At 66.9% G+C, this 18,163-nt stretch carries 16 protein-coding genes and 1 pseudogene; 10 read left to right on the forward strand and 7 right to left on the reverse strand.

What is annotated here, in order from left to right:
- The first annotated feature begins 19 nt into the window (after positions 1 to 19).
- The 9 genes from JWP54_RS08865 (at position 20) to mftF (ending at position 9,002) form a co-directional block, all read left to right on the forward strand.
- Positions 20 to 853, forward strand: coding sequence for a mycofactocin-coupled SDR family oxidoreductase (locus JWP54_RS08865; RefSeq protein WP_297370551.1), 834 nt, complete (start codon positions 20 to 22; stop codon positions 851 to 853).
- On the forward strand, positions 850 to 1,728 hold the full coding sequence (locus JWP54_RS08870) for a mycofactocin-coupled SDR family oxidoreductase (RefSeq protein WP_297370554.1): 879 nt from the start codon (positions 850 to 852) through the stop codon (positions 1,726 to 1,728). The genes JWP54_RS08865 and JWP54_RS08870 overlap by 4 nt, the downstream gene beginning before the upstream one ends.
- A 26-nt stretch (positions 1,729 to 1,754) precedes the next feature.
- Positions 1,755 to 2,588: a mycofactocin-coupled SDR family oxidoreductase gene (locus tag JWP54_RS08875; RefSeq protein WP_297370557.1), complete on the forward strand. Its 834-nt coding sequence runs from the start codon at positions 1,755 to 1,757 to the stop codon at positions 2,586 to 2,588.
- An 81-nt stretch (positions 2,589 to 2,669) separates the two neighbouring features.
- The gene (locus JWP54_RS08880) at positions 2,670 to 3,602 is read left to right on the forward strand and encodes a MoxR family ATPase (RefSeq protein ID WP_297370560.1); all 933 of its coding nucleotides are present in this window, start codon (positions 2,670 to 2,672) and stop codon (positions 3,600 to 3,602) included.
- Positions 3,603 to 3,713: 111 nt separating this feature from the next.
- On the forward strand, positions 3,714 to 4,592 hold the full coding sequence (locus tag JWP54_RS08885; RefSeq protein ID WP_297370563.1) for a VWA domain-containing protein: 879 nt from the start codon (positions 3,714 to 3,716) through the stop codon (positions 4,590 to 4,592).
- A gap of 94 nt (positions 4,593 to 4,686) precedes the next feature.
- A complete protein-coding gene (locus JWP54_RS08890) occupies positions 4,687 to 5,502 on the forward strand; it encodes a mycofactocin-coupled SDR family oxidoreductase (RefSeq protein ID WP_297370566.1) in 816 nt (271 codons plus the stop codon).
- Positions 5,503 to 5,546: 44 nt separating this feature from the next.
- Positions 5,547 to 6,818 carry a pre-mycofactocin synthase MftD gene (gene mftD, locus JWP54_RS08895; RefSeq protein ID WP_297370569.1) on the forward strand — a complete coding sequence of 424 codons (1,272 nt, stop codon included), beginning with the start codon at positions 5,547 to 5,549 and terminating at the stop codon, positions 6,816 to 6,818.
- A 25-nt stretch (positions 6,819 to 6,843) separates the two neighbouring features.
- Complete coding sequence (gene mftE / locus JWP54_RS08900; RefSeq protein WP_297370572.1) at positions 6,844 to 7,596, forward strand: mycofactocin biosynthesis peptidyl-dipeptidase MftE; 753 nt, start codon at positions 6,844 to 6,846, stop codon at positions 7,594 to 7,596.
- Positions 7,593 to 9,002, forward strand: coding sequence for a mycofactocin biosynthesis glycosyltransferase MftF (mftF, locus tag JWP54_RS08905; protein WP_297370576.1), 1,410 nt, complete (start codon positions 7,593 to 7,595; stop codon positions 9,000 to 9,002). The genes mftE and mftF overlap by 4 nt, the downstream gene beginning before the upstream one ends.
- 32 nt (positions 9,003 to 9,034) lie before the next feature.
- Here mftF and JWP54_RS08910 read toward each other — a convergent pair whose 3' ends face one another.
- From JWP54_RS08910 to melA, 4 genes are all read right to left on the reverse strand, one after another.
- Complete coding sequence (locus JWP54_RS08910) at positions 9,035 to 10,429, reverse strand: sugar ABC transporter substrate-binding protein (protein ID WP_297370589.1); 1,395 nt, start codon at positions 10,427 to 10,429, stop codon at positions 9,035 to 9,037.
- 11 nt (positions 10,430 to 10,440) lie between these two features.
- Positions 10,441 to 11,415, reverse strand: a complete 975-nt coding sequence (locus tag JWP54_RS08915) for a carbohydrate ABC transporter permease (protein ID WP_297370592.1) — start codon at positions 11,413 to 11,415, stop codon at positions 10,441 to 10,443.
- Positions 11,416 to 11,427: 12 nt separating this feature from the next.
- Positions 11,428 to 12,366 carry a carbohydrate ABC transporter permease gene (locus JWP54_RS08920; protein ID WP_367274199.1) on the reverse strand — a complete coding sequence of 313 codons (939 nt, stop codon included), beginning with the start codon at positions 12,364 to 12,366 and terminating at the stop codon, positions 11,428 to 11,430.
- A gap of 167 nt (positions 12,367 to 12,533) precedes the next feature.
- Entirely contained in the window at positions 12,534 to 13,958 is a 1,425-nt protein-coding gene (gene melA, locus JWP54_RS08925) for an alpha-galactosidase (protein WP_297370595.1), read from the reverse strand.
- A gap of 90 nt (positions 13,959 to 14,048) precedes the next feature.
- On the opposite strand from melA, the gene JWP54_RS08930 reads away from it, so the two are divergent.
- Positions 14,049 to 14,930 carry a helix-turn-helix domain-containing protein gene (locus tag JWP54_RS08930; protein WP_297370600.1) on the forward strand — a complete coding sequence of 294 codons (882 nt, stop codon included), beginning with the start codon at positions 14,049 to 14,051 and terminating at the stop codon, positions 14,928 to 14,930.
- Between the two features lie 156 nt (positions 14,931 to 15,086).
- Here JWP54_RS08930 and JWP54_RS08935 read toward each other — a convergent pair whose 3' ends face one another.
- From JWP54_RS08935 to JWP54_RS08945, 3 genes and pseudogenes are all read right to left on the reverse strand, one after another.
- On the reverse strand, positions 15,087 to 15,584 hold the full coding sequence (locus JWP54_RS08935) for an NUDIX domain-containing protein (protein ID WP_297370602.1): 498 nt from the start codon (positions 15,582 to 15,584) through the stop codon (positions 15,087 to 15,089).
- 137 nt (positions 15,585 to 15,721) lie between these two features.
- Positions 15,722 to 17,884: a hypothetical protein gene (locus JWP54_RS08940; protein ID WP_297370604.1), complete on the reverse strand. Its 2,163-nt coding sequence runs from the start codon at positions 17,882 to 17,884 to the stop codon at positions 15,722 to 15,724.
- A gap of 80 nt (positions 17,885 to 17,964) precedes the next feature.
- Positions 17,965 to 18,163, reverse strand: a pseudogene (locus JWP54_RS08945) (hypothetical protein); the annotation flags it as partial.

The raw sequence follows: 18,163 nt of genomic DNA on the forward strand, positions 1-18,163 counted from the left end.
GCTGAGAAAGGAGCACGCAATGGGGCGTGTAGAAGGAAAAGTAGCGTTTATCACCGGAGCCGCGAGAGGGCAGGGTCGAAGCCATGCGCTGAGACTGGCCCAGGAGGGTGCCGATATCATCGCGGTAGACATCTGCGAAGACGTCGAGGGCACCGTCTATGCGGGGGCCACGGAGGCCGACCTCGCGGAAACCGTGCGGCAGGTTGAGGCGCTCGATCGCAGGATTGTGGCGATCAAGGCCGACGTTCGAGATTTTGACGGCCTCAGGAAAGCGGTGGATGACGGCGTCGCTCAGCTCGGACGCCTCGACATCGTCTCGGCGAACGCAGGCATCCTCACCAGCCCGAGCAATGCGGAGAATTTCTCGGACGAGACCTGGAACACGATGATCGACATCAACCTCTCCGGCGTGTGGCGCACCGCGAAGGCCGCCATCCCGCACATCAAAGCAGGTGGCAGAGGCGGGTCGATCATCCTCACCAGTTCGGAGGCCGGGCTCAGGGCCTACCAGAGCGCCGCGCACTACGTCTCGGCCAAACACGGCGTCGTGGGCCTGATGCGCACCCTCGCCCTCGAGCTGGCCCCGGACATGATCCGGGTGAACAGCATCCACCCGACCCAGGTCGACACGGACATGATCCAGAACGAGCCCACCTACAAGCTCTTCCTTCCCGACGTGGAGCATCCGACCAGGGAACAGTTCGCCGCGGCATCGCAGTCGGTCAACGCGTTGCCGATCCCGTGGGTCGAGTCCGTTGACATCTCCAACGCATTGCTGTTCCTCGCCTCCGACGAGGCGCGCTACGTCACCGGCGTGACCCTCGCGGTCGACGCCGGCTGCTTCCTGAAATGACCATTCCGCCGACGACGGCGGAGCTGAGAAAGGAGCACGCAATGGGGCGTGTAGAAGGAAAAGTAGCATTCATCACCGGAGCCGCCAGAGGGCAGGGTCGAAGCCACGCGCTGAGGCTCGCCCAGGAGGGCGCCGACATTATCGCCATCGACATTTGTGAGGCGGTGCCGGAGAACAGCTACCCTCAGGCCACCGAGGAGGATCTTGCGGAGACGGTGCGCCAGGTCGAGGCGCTGGATCGCAGGATCATCGCGACCAAAGCCGACGTGCGCGACTTCGCCCAACTGAAGAAGGCGATGGATGCGGGCGTCGCCGAGCTGGGCCGGCTCGACATCGTCTGCGCCAACGCCGGCATCGGCGGCACGCCCAACCGGGCGGAAGACATCCCTGAAGACGAGTGGACCAACATGGTCGACATCAATCTGTCGGGAGTGTGGCGAACAGCGAAGGCAGCCATCCCCCACCTCAAGGCCGGCGGTCGGGGCGGCTCCATCATCCTGACCAGTTCGGATGCCGGACTTTTCGCCTACCAGAACATCGCGCACTACGTCTCCGCCAAACACGGTGTCGTCGGCCTGATGAGGACGCTGGCGCTCGAGCTCGCCCCCGACATGATCAGGGTCAACAGCATCCACCCCACAACGGTCGACACGCCCATGGTGCAAAACGAGGGCACCTACAAGCTGTTCCGGCCCGACCTCGAACACCCGACCAAGGACGATTTCGCAGCCGCCGCCGTAGGAATGAACGCCCTCCCGATTCCGTGGGTCGAGGCGGTGGACATTTCCAACGCGGTGTTGTTCTTCGCCTCCGACGAATCCCGCTACGTGACGGGCGTCCCGCTCCCCGTTGACGCCGGCGCGGCAATCAAGTAACTCAACAGATAGGGAAGGGCACACTCATGGGAAGACTAGACGGCAAAGTCGCCTTCATCACCGGCGCGGCTCGCGGCCAGGGCCGCAGCCACGCTCTGCGGCTCGCACAGGAGGGCGCCGACATCATCGCGATCGACATCGTCGACCAGATGGACACGGTGCCGTACGGCATGGCGAAGCCGGAAGACCTCGCTGAAACCGTTCGACAAATCGAAGCGCTTGACCGCCGCATCATCGCGACCAAGGCCGACGTTCGAGACTTCGAGGCCGTGAAGGCGGCGTTGGACGATGGTGTCGCCCAGCTCGGAAAGTTGGACATCGTCTCGGCGAATGCCGGCATCTTCAGCTTCGGCGCGATGGAGGAACTGACCGATGCCGAGTGGGACGAACTCCAGGACGTGAACCTCAAGGGGGTCTGGCACACGGCCAAAGCCGCGATCCCGCACCTTCGGGCGAATGGCGGAGGGTCGATGATCCTGACCAGCTCCTCGGCGGGGGTGAAGGCCGTACAGAACATCGGGCACTACGTTGCGGCCAAGCACGGCGTCATCGGACTGATGAGGTCACTGGCATTGGAGCTTGCGCCCGACATGATCCGGGTCAATACCGTCAACCCGACGAGCGTGGACACCGACATGATCCAGAACTCGGCGACCTACGAGCTGTTCGCCCCTGACCTGCCAGAGGAGGAACGCACCAAGGACGTCCTCGGCGAACGCTTCAAGACGCTGAACGCACTCCCGATCCCGTGGGTGGAGGCCGTGGACATCTCCAACGCCGTGCTGTTCCTGGCCTCGGACGAGGCCCGCTACATCACAGGCGTGGTGTTCCCGGTCGATGCGGGGCAGCTCATCAAGTAATTCGCCCGAAGCCCGCGGGTGGCGCAGCGCGCCGCGCGCGGGGTCTTCGTGAATCCGCACCAGGAAAGGCACACAAGCCCCATGTCGAACACAGCAACGGGAACGGCACAGTCCGCAATCGCCGAAACCCAGAAGCGAGTCGCAGCTCATCTCGTCGGCCGTGAGCGCGAATTGGAACTCACTCTCGCCGCGGTGGCCGCCGGTCGGGACATCCTGCTGGAGGGTCCGCCCGGCACGAGCAAGACCACGATGCTCAAGGCGATCACCGAGGAATGGGGCATCCCGCTGCTGTTCGTGGAGGGCAACGCGGATCTGACCCCGGCCAAGCTGGTCGGCCACCACAACCCCGCGCGAGTCCTCAAAGATGACTACAGCGCCGACAACTTCGTGGCCGGACCGCTCATCGAGGCGATGCAGCAGGGCGGCTTCCTCTACATCGAAGAGTTCAACCGCGCGCCGGAGGACACCCTCAATACCCTTCTGACCGCGATGGCGGACCGGTCGATTGCCGTGCCGCGCGTGGGATCGATCAAGGCACTGCCGACCTTCCGGGTGGTCGCGTCCATGAATCCGTACGACAACGTCGGAACCACCCGGCTGTCCACGAGCGTGCACGACAGGCTCAACCGGCTGTCGATCGACTACCAGGACGCGGCGGCCGAGGAGGATATCGTCACGCTGCGCACGCAGGCCGGCGGCGCCCTGCAACAGCGCATGGTCACGGATGCGGTGGCGCTCACGCGAGCGACGCGCCAGCATCCAGACATCCGGCAAGGCAGCAGCGTGCGGGGCGCGATCGATTGTGTGCTCATCGCCACGCAACTCGCGGATCTGCGGTCACTCTCCGACCCGGCCGACGCGCGCTATCCGGAGCTGCTCTACGACGCCATGATCGTCTCACTCTCGGGGCGCATCCACCTCGACGAAGCTATCGAGTCCACACCCGAGCGGGTGCTGAGGGAAATTTGGGAGGACCACTTCATTCTGGAGCCCGCAATCGCCGAGCCGGGCTGAAGGGGTGTCGAGGCCGACACCCCGGTGAAACGGGATGCTGCGCGGCCGCGTAACTCCGGCAGCCTGAAGCCGCTGCGGCGGAAACCCAAGCAGCTGGACGAGACTCCTGCCGTGTTCGAAACGGGCAAGGGCGGGGCCGGCCTGGTCCTGCGCGCCGATTCCGCCGGCCGGGCCAGCAAGGCACCGCAAAAACCCGGCGTCTCGGCCCCCGGCATCACCGATGAGGGCGCCGAGCTCGCGCTGGCCGAAACGGATGCGGTGGACGCGGACCCGGTGGTGCGAGCGCGCGCGCGACAGATTGCCGCGCGGCTCTCCATCCGTCGGCCCCGAGCCGACGGAAGCGGGCACCGCGGCGCCGGCGTGCTCGCCAGCCTGCCCTATCGCGGCGGGTCGGACGAGATCGACCTCGACAAGACCATCGAGGTGCTCGCCGAACGCCCGATGCCCGAAGACGAGGACATCATCGTGCACGAGCGGGTGCGAACCCGGCGCTCGGTGGTGCTCGCCATCGACGTGTCAGGCTCGATGAAAGGTGAACGAGTGCAGACCGCTGCGGCGACCGTGGGGGCGTTGAGCGGTGAGCTGCAGCATGACGCGCTCGCGGTGATCGCGTTCTGGTCGGATGCCGCGGTTCTGCTGCGCCTCGGCGACCCCGTTCGCCCGATGGACCTGCTCGACACCCTCCTGCGACTGCCGGCGAGAGGACTCACCAATGTGTCGTTCCCGTTGGAGCTGGCAAGCCAGCAGCTCGCCCGCGTGCCGGTGCGCGACGCACGGGTGGTGCTCCTGTCCGATTGCGTGCACAACGCCGGGCCGGATCCACGGGAGGTGGCGGCGCGGCTGCCCCGACTCGACGTCCTGATCGACGTGAGCGGAGAAAAGGACATCGACCTCGGCCGCGACCTCGCCCGGGTCGGTCGGGGCAAGGCCCGCCTGGTGCGCACCTTCCGCGACGTCGCCCCGGCGTTGGGCGCACTATTCGGAGGATGACGGCTATCAATTGGCACCGAGTGCCATTACTCTGATGCCAGAGCAGATCGTCACCGTGGACGAACGATGACGCGGCGAACCCAAGGAGAGCGTCATGACTGGAAAGCTCGAAGGAAAAGTAGCGTTCATCACCGGGGCTGCTCGCGGCCAGGGCCGGGCCCACGCGATCAAGCTCGCCCAGGAGGGCGCGGACATCATCGCGATCGACCTCGCCGGACCGATCCCCCTCGTGCCCTACGACTCGTCGAGCATGGAGGACCTCCAGGAGACGGTTCGCCTGGTCGAGGCGCTCGACCGGCGCATCCTCTTCGAACAGGTCGACGTGCGCGACCTGGACGCAATGCGCGGGTTCGTGGACTCGTCGGTTGCGGAACTGGGCCATCTGGACATCGTCGTCGCCAACGCCGGCATCTGCATCCCCGCGACCTGGAACGAGACAACACCGGAGATGTTCCAGACCACGATGGACATCAACGTCACCGGTGTGTGGAACACGGTGATGGTCGGGGCGCCGCATCTTGTCACGGCCGGGGGCGGGTCCATCATCCTGACCAGTTCGTACGCCGGCAAGAAGATGCAACCTTTCATGGTGCACTACACCGCGAGTAAGCACGCAGTGACCGGAATGACGCGAGCATTCGCCGCGGAACTCGGCAAGCACTCCATCCGGGTCAACAGCGTGCACCCCGGTGCGGTCAACACACCGATGGGCTCCGGCGACATGATCGAAGCCATCACCCGCACCAACGCGAGCAACCCGGCGCTGGCGGTAATGGGCACTCCATTCCTGCCGGTGTACAGCGCCGAGGCCGAAGACATCGCCAACGCCGTGGCCTTCCTGGCCTCCGACGACGCCCGCCTGATCACCTCGGAGCACCTCAGCATCGATGCCGGGTCGCAATACTTCTAGATCGAGATCGACCGCCAGGAGCAGAACCAGAGAAGAGGACACTGATGGCAAGAAACGCGTGGTTCGAGACGGTCGCCGAAGCGCAGCGGCGAGCAAAAAGACGGCTTCCCTCGTCCGTCTACGGCGCTCTGCTGGCGGGCTCGGAGAAGGGTGTCACGATCGATGACAATGTCGGGGCGTTCGGTGAACTGGGTTTTGCTCCGCACGTGGCCGGCCACCAGGCCGCCCGGGACCTCTCTACGAGTGTGATGGGCATTCCGATATCGATGCCGGTGATCATCTCACCCACGGGTGTGCAGGCCGTGCACCCCGACGGCGAGGTAGCCGTGGCCCGCGCCGCCGCCAACCGCGGCACCATCATGAGCCTGTCGTCGTTCGCGTCCAAACCAATCGAGGAGGTCACCGCGGCCAACGACAACACCTTCTTCCAGATGTACTGGACAGGCACGCGCGACGCAATGATCCAGCGGATGGAGCGGGCCAGGGCAGCGGGCGCCCAGGGACTCATCTCGACTCTGGACTGGTCGTTCTCCAACGGACGCGACTGGGGCAGCCCGACCATCCCCGACAAGATGAACCTGAAGACGATGGTCACCTTCGCGCCGAATGTGCTCCCGCATCCGAAGTGGCTCTGGGACTTCGCCAAGACCAGGCGCATCCCCGACCTCACCACGCCCAACCTCACCCCACCCGGTGGCGAAGCGCCGACGTTTTTCGGGGCTTACTACGAGTGGATGCAGACCCCGCCGCCAACCTGGGAGGACGTGGCCTGGCTGCGCGAGCAGTGGGGCGGCCCGTTCATGCTCAAGGGCGTGACCCGGGTGGACGACGCCAGGCGCGCCATCGACGCGGGAGTCACGGCAATCTCGGTTTCCAACCACGGGGGTAACAACCTCGACGGCACGCCGGCGACCATCCGGGTATTGCCCTCTGTTGCGGAGGCCGTGAACGGGCAGATCGAAATTCTGCTGGACGGCGGTATCCGCCGCGGCAGCGACGTTGCGAAGGCCCTCGCCCTGGGCGCTCGCGCGGTGATGATCGGTCGGGCGTACCTGTGGGGTCTGGCCGCGAACGGCCAGGCCGGTGTCGAGAACGTGTTCGACATCCTGCGCGGCGGCCTCGACTCCGCCGTGCTCGGCCTCGGGCATTCGTCGATCCACGAGCTCTCGCCAGAGGACCTCTATATCCCGCCGACCTTCACGCGTACTCTCGGTGAAGGCGGTACGGGTGAGGGATCGGCGGCCGGCCGTCCGGCCGAACGAACGGCGGCCGCGCCCGAGCAAGCCAAGGTGCAGGCCGAGAAGCAGCTGCCCTAGCGTGACGAGGGGGACGAGGACAAGCGTGACGGTATTTCTTGATCGGATGGCCTGGCCGTCCATCACCGAATCACCCCTGGTGCTCGTGCCCCTCGGCTCAACCGAGCAACACGGCCCGCACCTGCCGTTCACCACAGATTGCAGTATCGCGTCCGCTGTCACGGCCGGCGCGGCGAATGCGGTGTCGGGCGATGCTGCCAGGCCCGTCGTTGTGGCGCCGGTCATTCCCTACGGCGCCAGTGGCGAGCATCAATCGTTTCCCGGTACGGTGTCGATCGGGCACGACGCGCTGCAGGTCATGGCCACAGAGCTTGTCCGCTCGTTGGCCACCTGGGCCGGGCGAATCGTGTTCGTGAACGGGCACGGCGGCAATGTCTCCACCCTCGCCCGGGTGATACCGCGGATGATCGCCGAGGACCATGACGTCGCCTGGGCGCCCTGCTTCAGCGTGGGCGGGGACGCCCATGCCGGACGCACCGAGACCTCGATCATGTTGCACCTCGCGCCGGAACTGGTTGATCTCGGCCGCATCAGTCCCGGGAACACGGCCCCCCTGGGCCAGTTGTTGCCACTGCTGCGGAAGGGGGGCACCCGCGCGGTGTCGCCGTCTGGTGTGCTCGGCGACCCGACGGGTGCGAGCGCCGCCGAGGGTGCGGAGCTTCTCGCCGGTATGGTCGACGGCGTCGTGCGCCGGTTGCGCACCGCATCCGTCGACCAGCATGGCTGCCTGCGTGACATCGGGGTCGCTGCCGCTCTGGTGCCGGGGGCAGGGTCGTGACTGTGCCGGACCTCTCGCTGCCGGACGGTTTCGGCCTTCGCCTCGGCCGCCGGGTTCGCGTGACCGACGGCGGCCGCGCCCTCATCGGCGGTTCGCCCACCCGGGTGCTCTACCTGTCCGCGGAGGCGAGCCGCCTGGTCGTCGACCGCCAGATCCGGGTGACGAATGCCGCCTCCCGCACCGTCGCTGACCGCCTGCTGGAGGCCGGCATGGCCGACCCCGTGCTCGCGTCCCTGCCTCCCGTCGATCAATCGGAGGTCACCTTCGTCGTCCCCGTGTACGGCCGGCCGGCCGCACTCGACCGGCTGCTGACGAGCATCGGTGAGGGGCGATCGGTGATCGTCGTCGACGACGTCTCGCCTGACCGGCCGGCTATCGAGGCAATCGTGCGGGCGCACACGGGCGTGCGTTATCTTGCACTTTCGGTGAACGGCGGCCCGGCAGCCGCCCGCAATGAGGGGCTGAGACACGTGACAACGCCCTACGTGGCCTTCGTCGACTCCGACATCGTGCTCGACGCGGACGCCACGTCGATCCTGCTTCGCCACTTCGCGGACCCGAGGGTTGCCCTGGCCGCCCCGCGGGTGCTCGGGTTGCGCGATGACCGGGGCCTGAACTGGATCGGTCGTTACGAAGAATCCCGCTCCTCACTTGACCTGGGGATCCATCCGGCGACGGTTCGGCCGCGATCGCCGGTGTCCTGGGTGCCCGGTGCTTTCCTGATCGCACGGGTCGACGCCATCGGCTCAGGCTTCAGCGCCGAGATGCGTGAGGGGGAGGATGTCGACTTCGTCTGGCGACTGGCCGAGAACGGCTGGCGCATCCGTTTTGAGCCTGCCGCCCGGGTCTGGCATGAACACCGCCAGGGGGTCGGCGACTGGCTGGGCCGCAAGGCGTTCTATGGGAGCTCGGCGCATCCGCTCTCCGTGCGGCACCCGCACGACATCGCCCCGGCCGTGCTCCCGCCGTGGAGTGTCGGGGTCCTCGCCGCCCTCCTCGCGCAGCGGCGCTGGTCTGTACCCGTGGCCGTGGCGATTTCGGTGTGCACCGCAGTGCGGGTGGCCGCAAAGCTGGGCAGGAGCGAACGACCGTACCGTGTCGCTGCCACCCTGACCGCGACCGGGGTGACAGCAGCCCTCGTGCAGGCGATGGCGCTGCTGGTGCGGCACTGGTGGCCGCTCGCCGTCGTGGTGAGCATCTTCTCGACCCGCATCCGCCGCGCCCTCGTGCTGTCGAGTGTGGTGGATGCGGCGCTCGAGTACCGGCGAACGCGACCAGACCTCGATCCGGCTCGCTTCGCACTGGCCCGTCGTCTGGACGATCTCGCGTACGGTTCCGGAGTCTGGTTCAGCGCGATCAGGGGGCGGTCGATCCGCGCTTTGCTGCCGGATTTCCGGCGTCGCTGAGCGGTCCTCAACGCACCGCCCCCTGTTCCGCCCTACGGTTTTTTGGCGAAGAGTGAATTGATCTTCTTGTTCACGGCTGTGAGGCTCGAGACGTCTTCGCTACCGATGTAGATGCCGTCCATCACGGGCTGCATGATCGACAAGATCTGCGCGCCGTTGGTGGTCACCGGGTAGAGCACCGTGTACTTGTCCTCGACCAGGTCGGTGAACGGGGAGACGTCGATGCCCCGCTCCTCGAACGCGGCGATGGCCGCGTCCGTTCCGGCCGGGCGGGCCGGGAAGATGACCCCCTCCTTACCCACAATGACCTGGCACTCCTCGCTGCCCAGGTACTGCACGAACTTCGCCGCTTCCTCCGGGTGGTCGGTCTGGGCGCTGATGGAGTCGCCGAGACCGTTGTACATCGACACCGGATGGCCGATGGGGCCCGAGGGGATCTTTGCGATCCCCAGGTCGACACCCTCGAGGCGACCGTACGCACTGATCGTCCACGAACCGTTCGGGGAGATCGCCGCCTTTCCGGATGCGAGCTGCTGCACGGGATCAGGGGCGGTTCCCACGCTCTCGTAGGAGGGCATGAATCCCTTGTCGACAAGGCCGAACAACCATCCGATGGATGCCTGGAAACGAGGGTCGTCGTAGTTGTACTCGTCGCCCCAGACGTCGGCGTTGGTGTACTCCCAGCCGGTGGCCGCGGCCAGCCACGACCACTGGGTCTGCCCGTTGGTGTCGCCGGAGCCGCCGGAGGCGAGTCCGTACGTGACGACGTTCTGTGGGTCGAAGCCGTCTTCGTCGCCGCGCACGCCGTTACCGTCGATCGACAGGTGCGCGATGACCTGCTCGAAGGTGCCGCCGTCCTCGGGGTTCCACTGGAGGTCGTCGAGGTCGGCGGCGGTCATGCCCGCGTCCTCGAGGACGTCGTTGTTGTAGAACATGGCGATGGTGTCGAAGTCCTTCGGCATCCCGTACTGCGCGCCGTCTTGCCCGACCCACAGGTCGGCCAGGCCCTCCTGGTAGACACTGCCGTCGAAGCCCTTCGTCGCCTCGAGGTCGTCCAGGGGTAGCAACACGCCGCGGCTGACGAATTCGGGGTACTTGGTGAGGTGATCGGTGAAAACGTCAGGCCCCGCACCTGCGACGAGGCTGGCGGTCAATTTCTGCCAGTAGTCGCCCCAGCCGTACTGGGTGACGCGCACGTGAATGCCGGGGTTGGCCTCCTCGAACGCGGCCGCGCACTTCTGGTAGCCGGGTACCTGCAGGGCTTCCCAGAGCCAGTAGTCGAGACTGATCTCGCTCGAGGCGTTTCCGGGGGTCGACGCGCATCCGGCGAGACCGACGAGGCTGGCTGCGGTTAGAGAGCCGATGATGGTGCTCAGCAGCCGACGGATGCGGCGGCGGCCTGGTGCTGATGAGTTATGTCTGGTCATGGTCTGCCGCCCTATTTGATTCCGCTGAAGCCGATGGAGTTGACGATCCGTTTCGCGAAGCACACGAAGAGGATGATCATCGGGGTTGCCGCGACCAGCGTCGCGGCCATCAGGCCGGCCCAGTCGGGCCCACCCTGCGGGCTCTGCGCGCTGAAGGCGCCGAGGGCGACCGTCATCACCCGGGACTCATCCGTGTACGACACCATGAGCGGCCAAAAGTAGTCGTTCCAGGCCGTCATGTAGGTAAGGATCGAGATGGTCGCGATCGGAGCGGCCGACATCGGGACGATCACGCTGAAGAACACGCGGATCTTGCTGGCACCGTCGACCAGTGCGGCTTCCTCCACCTCGAGGGGGACGTTGAGGAAGAACTGGCGCAGGAAGAAGATCGCGAACGGTGCCATGAACAGCGACGGCAACATGATGCCCAGCATCGTGTCGATCAGCCCGAGCTGTTTGATCAGCAGGAAGTTGGGCAGCAGGGTGAAGATGACCGGCACCATCAGCGACATCAGGAAGACGCCGAACGCGATGTTACGGAATCTCCACTTCAGCCGGGAGAACGCGTAGGCGGCCAGCGCCGAGAAGAACACCTGGCAGACCGTGATGCCGGTAGCCACGATGACCGAGTTCAGCAGGTAGCGCCAGAAGTCGAGCTGGGCACCGGAACCGCCGTCGGCGATGGCGTCGTCGATGCTCTGGAGTCCGAAGACCCGTTGGAATCCGCCCCAGCTGAAGTCCACCGGCAGCAATGACGCCGCATTGGCGGAGAGGGCGCCGTTGCTCGACAACGCCGTGCGCAGCATCCAGTAGAACGGGAAGATCGTGATCACCAGGAGGATGATCATCACGATCCAGGCGACGATTCGCCCCGGATGAATTGTCTTCCGGCGGCGAACCGACGGCTCGTTGCGTGCGGCGGGAACGGCGAGGTCGCCGGGCTGCGTCGCCGCGGTAGTGGAGGGCGCGTTGGTGAGTTGAGTCATGTCCGTGTCCCCTTAGTTGAGGTCGGTCTGGCCGGCCCGCGTGATGCGGTACTGGACGAAGGTGACGATCATCAGGATGGCGAGCATCGCAACGCTCAGAGCGGATGCATAGCCGAAATCGAACTGCGCGAACGCGTTGTCGTAGATGTAGACCTGCAGTACCCGGGTGGCGTTGACCGGTCCGCCGCCCGTGGTGACCGAGATGGTGTCGAACACCTGGAACGAACCGATCACCGAGATGATCAGCACCAGGCCGAGGATCGGTCGCAACAGCGGCACGGTGATGGCCTTGAACATCCGAATCTCGGATGCACCGTCGACGCGGGCCGCCTCGTAGAGGCTGGCGGGTATCGCCTGGAGGCCGGCGAAGATCAGCAGCGCCGTGTAGCCCATGTGGCGCCACACGTTGACGAGGGCGACGGTCGGGATCGCCCAGTCCTCCGAGGTGAAGAAGCCGATCCGGTCGAGTCCGATCCATTCGAGCATCTGGTTGCCGATGCCCAGCTGGAAGTCGAGGATCCAGAAGAACACGAGGGCGGCCACCACGTTCGAGACCAGGAACGGGGTGAGGATGAGGGAGCGCACGAGGATCGACCCGGTGAGACGCTGCATCAGGACCGCCAGCCCCAGGGCCACGATTGTCTGGATGCCGATGTTCACCGCAACGAAGTACAGCGTGGCGCCGATGGCGTTCCAGAAGACCGGGTCCTGCACCATCCGCACATAGTTGTCAGCTCCGACGAACTTGGCGGCGGAGAGGAGGTCCCAGGAGGTGAAGCTCAACCAGATTCCGCGCAGGAGCGGCCAGAAGTAGAACGTCACCAAGCCGATCGTGGCGGGAAGGATGAGCAACAACGCCAGTTTGGTGTCGTCGGGTTGCTTGTTCCGGGTGGGTGTGGCGGGGGGCGGGACGGCCCCCTGCCGGGTCAGGTTTTGGGTGGTGATCGCCACAGTGACTCCTTCGTCAACCGTTCGGGTCGCGCATCGTCGCGCGGAAATCTTCGACACTGCTGGTGGTTCGTGGATGTGGGGGTGGGCCGGAGGCCGCGCTGTCAGGGTCACTGAGCCCGCGGCATCCGGCCCGCTGCCTGGGAGCATCCAGGCTGATGGTGGGTGGATTACACCGTTTGGAGTTGCGGCCGCGCGGCGGGGGTGGCCGCCGGCTCGGGCCGGAGATTCGTCGGAAGCAGGTCGCTGTGCGCGACCAGCAACTCGTCCGTCATGGAACGGATGTCGTCGAGGGTCAGCTTCGCTGCCGTCAGCGGGTCGAGGGCGACCGCGTGGAACACGTTCTCTCGGTCGCCGGTGAGCGCGGCGGTGACGGCGAGCAACTGCACCCCGATGTTGGTGCGGTTCAGCGCGGCCAGTTGTGGGGGCAAGTCGCCGATCGCCACGGGCTGCACTCCGTTGTGGTCGATGAGGCAGGGAACTTCGACCGTGGCATCCGCGGGAAGGTTCGAAATCAGGCCGTTGTTGGGGACATTGCCGTAGACGACGCTGGGGACGCCGGTGACCACCGAGTTGATGATGCTTGCGCCGTACTCCACCGAGGGCTCAAGGGCGTTCTTGAGCCGGTCGAGCTGCTCGTTGATGTCGCCCTGTTCGTCGTGGGCGAGGCAGATCTCGTAGTAGTCCCAGCGTTCGGGGATGTACTCGAGGATCGTCTCGGCGTCCTTGCGGAAGTACGGCAGGTACTCGGAGGCGTGATGGCTGGACTCGGTCTGGAAGTAGCCGAACGAGTTCATGATCGCTGTGCGCACCTGCTCGTTCCCACCCTCGTAGTTGGTGGATACTTCGGCGGCTTCGCTGTGGTCGCCGTCGTCCTGGGAGAGGTCGTTTGCGGCGGCACCGCGCACATGCCGGGAGCTCATGATCTCCTTGAGCCGCGGGTAGAGATCTTCGTCGCCGCGCTTGAAGCTGAGCAGCCAGGCCTGATGATTGATTCCGGCGCTGACGTAACTGACCTCGTCGTAGGGAACGTCGAGGGTGCGCGCGAGCATCCGGGTGGTGCCCTGCACGCTGTGGCAGAGGCCGATGGTCTTGATGCCCTTGGCGTTGAGGAACCCGGTGGCCATGGCCATGGGGTTCGCATAATTGATGAACTGCGCGTTCGGGCAGAGCTCGAGCGCATCGGCGGCGATGCCCTCGTAGGCCGACACCGACCGCAGGAAGCGGAAGACGCCGCCGGGGCCGACGGTGTCGCCGACAGTCTGGTCGACGCCGTACTTGCGCGGGATCTCCACGTCGTGCCGGTACGAGTCGATTCCGCCGACCTGGAACGTGATGATCACGAAGTCGGCGTCGCGCAGAGCCTCGCGTCGGTCGGTGGTCTCGATGATCTGCGTGTCGAAACCGTGATGGTCGACGAGGGCACGCGCGGCGGTCGCGGTGCGATGCACACGGTCGGTGCTGAGGTCCATCAGGCAGAGGGTGCTGGAGCGGAGGGCGGGGAAGCTAACGAGGTCACCGATCAGACGGAACGGGAAAACGAAGCCACCAGCGCCGATGATGGTGATTTTTGGTGAACGGGGTGAGGTTTCCATTGCCCTATCTTGAACCGTGGATTTGACACAACCCTCCGCCGATAACCGTTCTTCCTCCAGCTTTCTCAGGTTTGGTCCTATGCTCGGGGGATGTCCACTGCTGTACATACCTCCCCCATCGACGTCGCCGGCTTCGACTCCATCGATTCGTTGGACGCCGCGCTCTGGATGTTCCGCGGCGTCGCGGAGCCCATGTTGCGCCCGCACCGGCACGACGACCTCGAACTCAATTTTGTATTGCGGGGCCGGCTCGACTATCTCTTCGGCGGCACCCGGGTCGCCGTCGAGGCCGGTCAGATCGCGCTCTTTTGGGGAGCAACCACCCACGGCCTGGTCGACCAGGACACCGGTGACCCCGGGGACACGTGTTGGGTGCACATTCCGCTGACCACCGTGCTCGGCTGGCGACTGCCCGCCCACGACCTCAACGAGATTCTCTCCAACCGGCCGATCATCCTGCCGGCCGATGCCGCCGCCCATGACGTCGAGGAGATGTTCGAGAGTTGGGCGGGCGACATCGGCAACGACGAGACCGAGTCGGTGGCGTTGCTGGAAGCCCACGCCCTGGTGCGGCGGCTCATGCGTTACCACCGTGAGGTCGCGGCTGCCCCGGCGCATCCGAATCCGTCCGGTGCGGCGGCCGGTACCGATGCGGTGAGCCGGGTGTTGGCGATGGCGCAGCACATCGTGACGCATTTTCGCGATCCGATCGGGCCGTCGGATATCACCGACATCGCCCACCTGAACCCGAACTACGCGATGTCCCTGTTCCGCACCACCTTTGGCACCACCGTCGGCGACTACCTGACCCGCTGCCGGGTCGCGGAGGCGCAACGCCTGCTGATCACCACGTCGATGAGTGCGAGCGAGATCGCCCACGCTGCGGGTTTCGGGTCCCAGAGCAGTTTCTATTCACGCTTCTCACGGATGTGCGCGACCTCTCCGGCGGAGTACCGGGCGCAACACCGGTAGTCGGCCGGCAACCGGCCTGCCGCGGTGCGCGGGCACCGCGCCGCTGCGCGGGTGGCGCGCCACGCGCGTACCGGCGCCGCACCCGCGTACCGGCGCCGCACCCGCGTATCGCGGGCTGGCATCCACCCAACCGACCTGAATGCCTCGGGCGCGGGTTCAGTCGCGAGGCGTCGTCGCCGCACGGCCGCCCGGGCCGCGCAACCACTCCGCCAGGGCGTCGAGCACCGGCAGCTGCCCCCGCACCAGCTTCACCCGGGCCTCGGCCAACCCCACCCAGCGGGCGTCATCGATCTCGGGGAACTCCCGCACATTTCCCGACCCGCGCGGCCACTCCACCGTGAAGGTGTTGCTCACCACCTGCTCCACCGCGAGGTCGGCCTCCGCCGCGAACACCGTGACGACCTTGCCCGACGGCTGCCGGAACTCCCCCAGCGCCGTGTACTCCACGCCCGGCGCCGGCACCCCGATCTCCTCGGCGAACTCCCGCCGGGCCGCGACGAACGGGTCCTCGTCCGGGCCGTACTCGCCCTTGGGGATCGACCAGGCGGCGGCGTCCTTGCGTGCCCAGAACGGCCCGCCCATGTGGGCGATCCATACCTGCAGCCCCGCATCCGTGAGCCGATACAGCAGGATGCCCGCGCTCAACACCGCCATCGGCTCTCCTCCCGTTGCGCCTTCGCCCAGCATGCCTGAGCGCCGGACGCGCCAACAGGCCCGGGCGCACACGTCCCTGAACGCGAAGGGGCCCCGGCGCACGCCTTCCTGCGCTCCGGGGCACCTCGTTGCCGGGGCTACTTCTTGGACTCGAACCAGACCTGGGTGAACCCGCCGGCGGCGATGAACACCTTGCCGCTGTGGGCGTCGCCCTGGCCTTTGCTCGGGACGGCGACGGGCTGGCCGGTGGCGTCGAATGCCTGCTGCACGAGCTTCTGCCCGCGCGGCACGTCGATCCGCCGCTGGGTGTCGGCCACGTCGGCGCTCACGTAAAGTGTCGAGTCGCCGTCGGGCCCGGTCACCGCGACCGTGGAGATCAGCGGCTGCAGGAGCAGCGCATCGATCTGCGCTGGCCCATCCGTGCTGCCCACGACCTGGGTGGCCTTGCCCGGCAGGGTGTTCTCCAGCCGCAACGGCAACAACTGGCCGGGCGCCTCGGTGATGCCCTGCTCGCCGGCGCCGCCGTTTTCGGTGGTGCCGAGCGTGATGGTCTTGCCCGTGCCATGCCGACCGGTGCCGGCGGTCCACGTCGTCGTGCCCGACGGCTCGACGACCTGGTTCACGATCGGGTGCACCCGGCGGGACTGGTCGTCGGTGGGAACCGTGACGCTCACCGTTCCGCCGGCCGCCAGCTCGACGTAGGCGCCGCCGGACAGGTTGGCTTCACCGGTCCACGACCCCTCCGGCGTGATGATGGCGCCGCCGGTGATCGCCCCGCTCTCGGCCTCAACCACACTGAGCCCGTGGGTGGCGACCGTGGCGGTGATGCCCAGGGCCGCGGCCTTGAGCTCGGGGTTCGCATCCAGGGCGATCATCGACAGCAACGCGTGGATGGTCGACTCGGCACCCGAGTTCTGGTTCACGTTCCCGTTGGGTTCGATGCCGTCGATAGCGGTTCCCGTGGCCGGGTTGTACGCCGGCAGACCGCTGGGGTTGGCACCGAAGTACCAACCGGCGGTGATCGCGGCGATGTTCAGCAGCCCGGGGGCGTCGGCGGCTTCGGCCGTGGCTATCAGGCTCTGCAGCCGCGAGTCCACGCCGTAGGCGATCTGCGCTTCGCCGGGAGTCGGCGACCAGGCGTTGTTCGGTCCGCCCGCGGCGAGCAGCTGCGGGGTGAACTGGGCGGTGTCCTGCACCGCGGCGGTGAGCAGGGCCGGGTCGCCGAGCACCTCGGATGCGGTGGCGACGGCGGCCGGGGCCAGCCCGCCCCAGGCGTGCCAGAGGCTGGGGCTATGCGTCCAGGGCATGATCGCGCCGAACGGCCAGTCACCGCTGGCGCCCTCCACGGTGGACATGGCCGCGATGCCCTCGCTCAGCCGGCTGAGCGCGGTGCGGGCGGTGTCCGCGGTCGGGCCGGTGGGCCCGGCCTGCACGTAGGCGGCGAGGCCGAGCACGGCCTCGGCGGAGGCATCCGCCCCGTCGGCGATCAGCCAGCCCGGCACCTCGTCGCCGTCGGCGATGTCGTAGCTGCCGTACTCCCCCAGCGACTGCCGGTTGAGGGCAGCGAGGCTGAGGTCGAGGCGCTCTTCGAGGAACGCGGCGAACTCGGGGTCGTCGTCGGCGAACGCCGCGTAGCCCTCACCGAGCGCCCACACCGTGCGCGCCAGCCAGTACGACTCGGCCGAGTCGCTCGGGTCGGGCAGCTCCACGGGGTCGGCGCTGGGGTGCAGGGTGCCGTCGAACTGCTGCCAGAGCACCACGTTGCCGGCGTTGGGTCCTTCGGTGGTCTGCAGGTAGGTGAGCGAGCGCAGGGTCTGGAAGGCGTGCCCCCGGCTGGTCTCGTCGCCGGTCAGCTGCCAGTGCCGCAGGTACACCACGGCCGCGCGGGAGGTGTCGTCGGCGTTGAACGCGCCCTGACCGTAGTAGCCGGTGGCCGCGTCGAACGCGCCGCCGCCGACACTGTCGTAGCTGCCGTCGTCGTTCCGGTCGGCATAGGTCCACGGTGCCTCGACCGCGGGGTTCTCCGCGGCCTGGTAGGTGGTGTGCCCGGCGATCACCGGCAGCGGCACCTCGTCGAGGAGGAAGTTAAGGTGACTCAGATTGGCGAGCGGGGCGGATGCCTCGGCGGCGGGCAGCCCCGATTGGGCGACCCCGGTGGCCGTCGGCACCGCCGATGCGGGGGCGACGCAGAGGGCGCCGACGCCGACCAGCGCGACCGACAGAGTCGCGGCCAGTGCGAACCGGCCCGCCCGGAATCGAGTGGGTGGACAGGTCTCTGATCGAACAACGTTGTACGTCATCTAGCTACTAAACCGGTTAAGCTCCGTCTCGTCAAGAACATTCCTCATCTTCGCAGCCCCGGCTGGCACGATGCGCGACGTCAGCGCTCGGGCTGCGGGAGCGGCCGGGTGCCGAAGTAGGCGGTCAGCAGGAGCACCAGTGCCGAGCAGGCCAGCAGCCCGTCGACGATACCGGCGGGCAGCATGAAGACCATCAGCACCATTGCCACGACACAGTTGATCACCGACAGCGCCAGGCCCCAGAGCCGGTTGCGGAGCACCCCGATCGCCCCGATGATC

Origin of the sequence: Cryobacterium sp. (genome assembly GCF_025463825.1) — a bacterium.
Taxonomy (GTDB): Bacteria; Actinomycetota; Actinomycetes; order Actinomycetales; family Microbacteriaceae; genus Cryobacterium.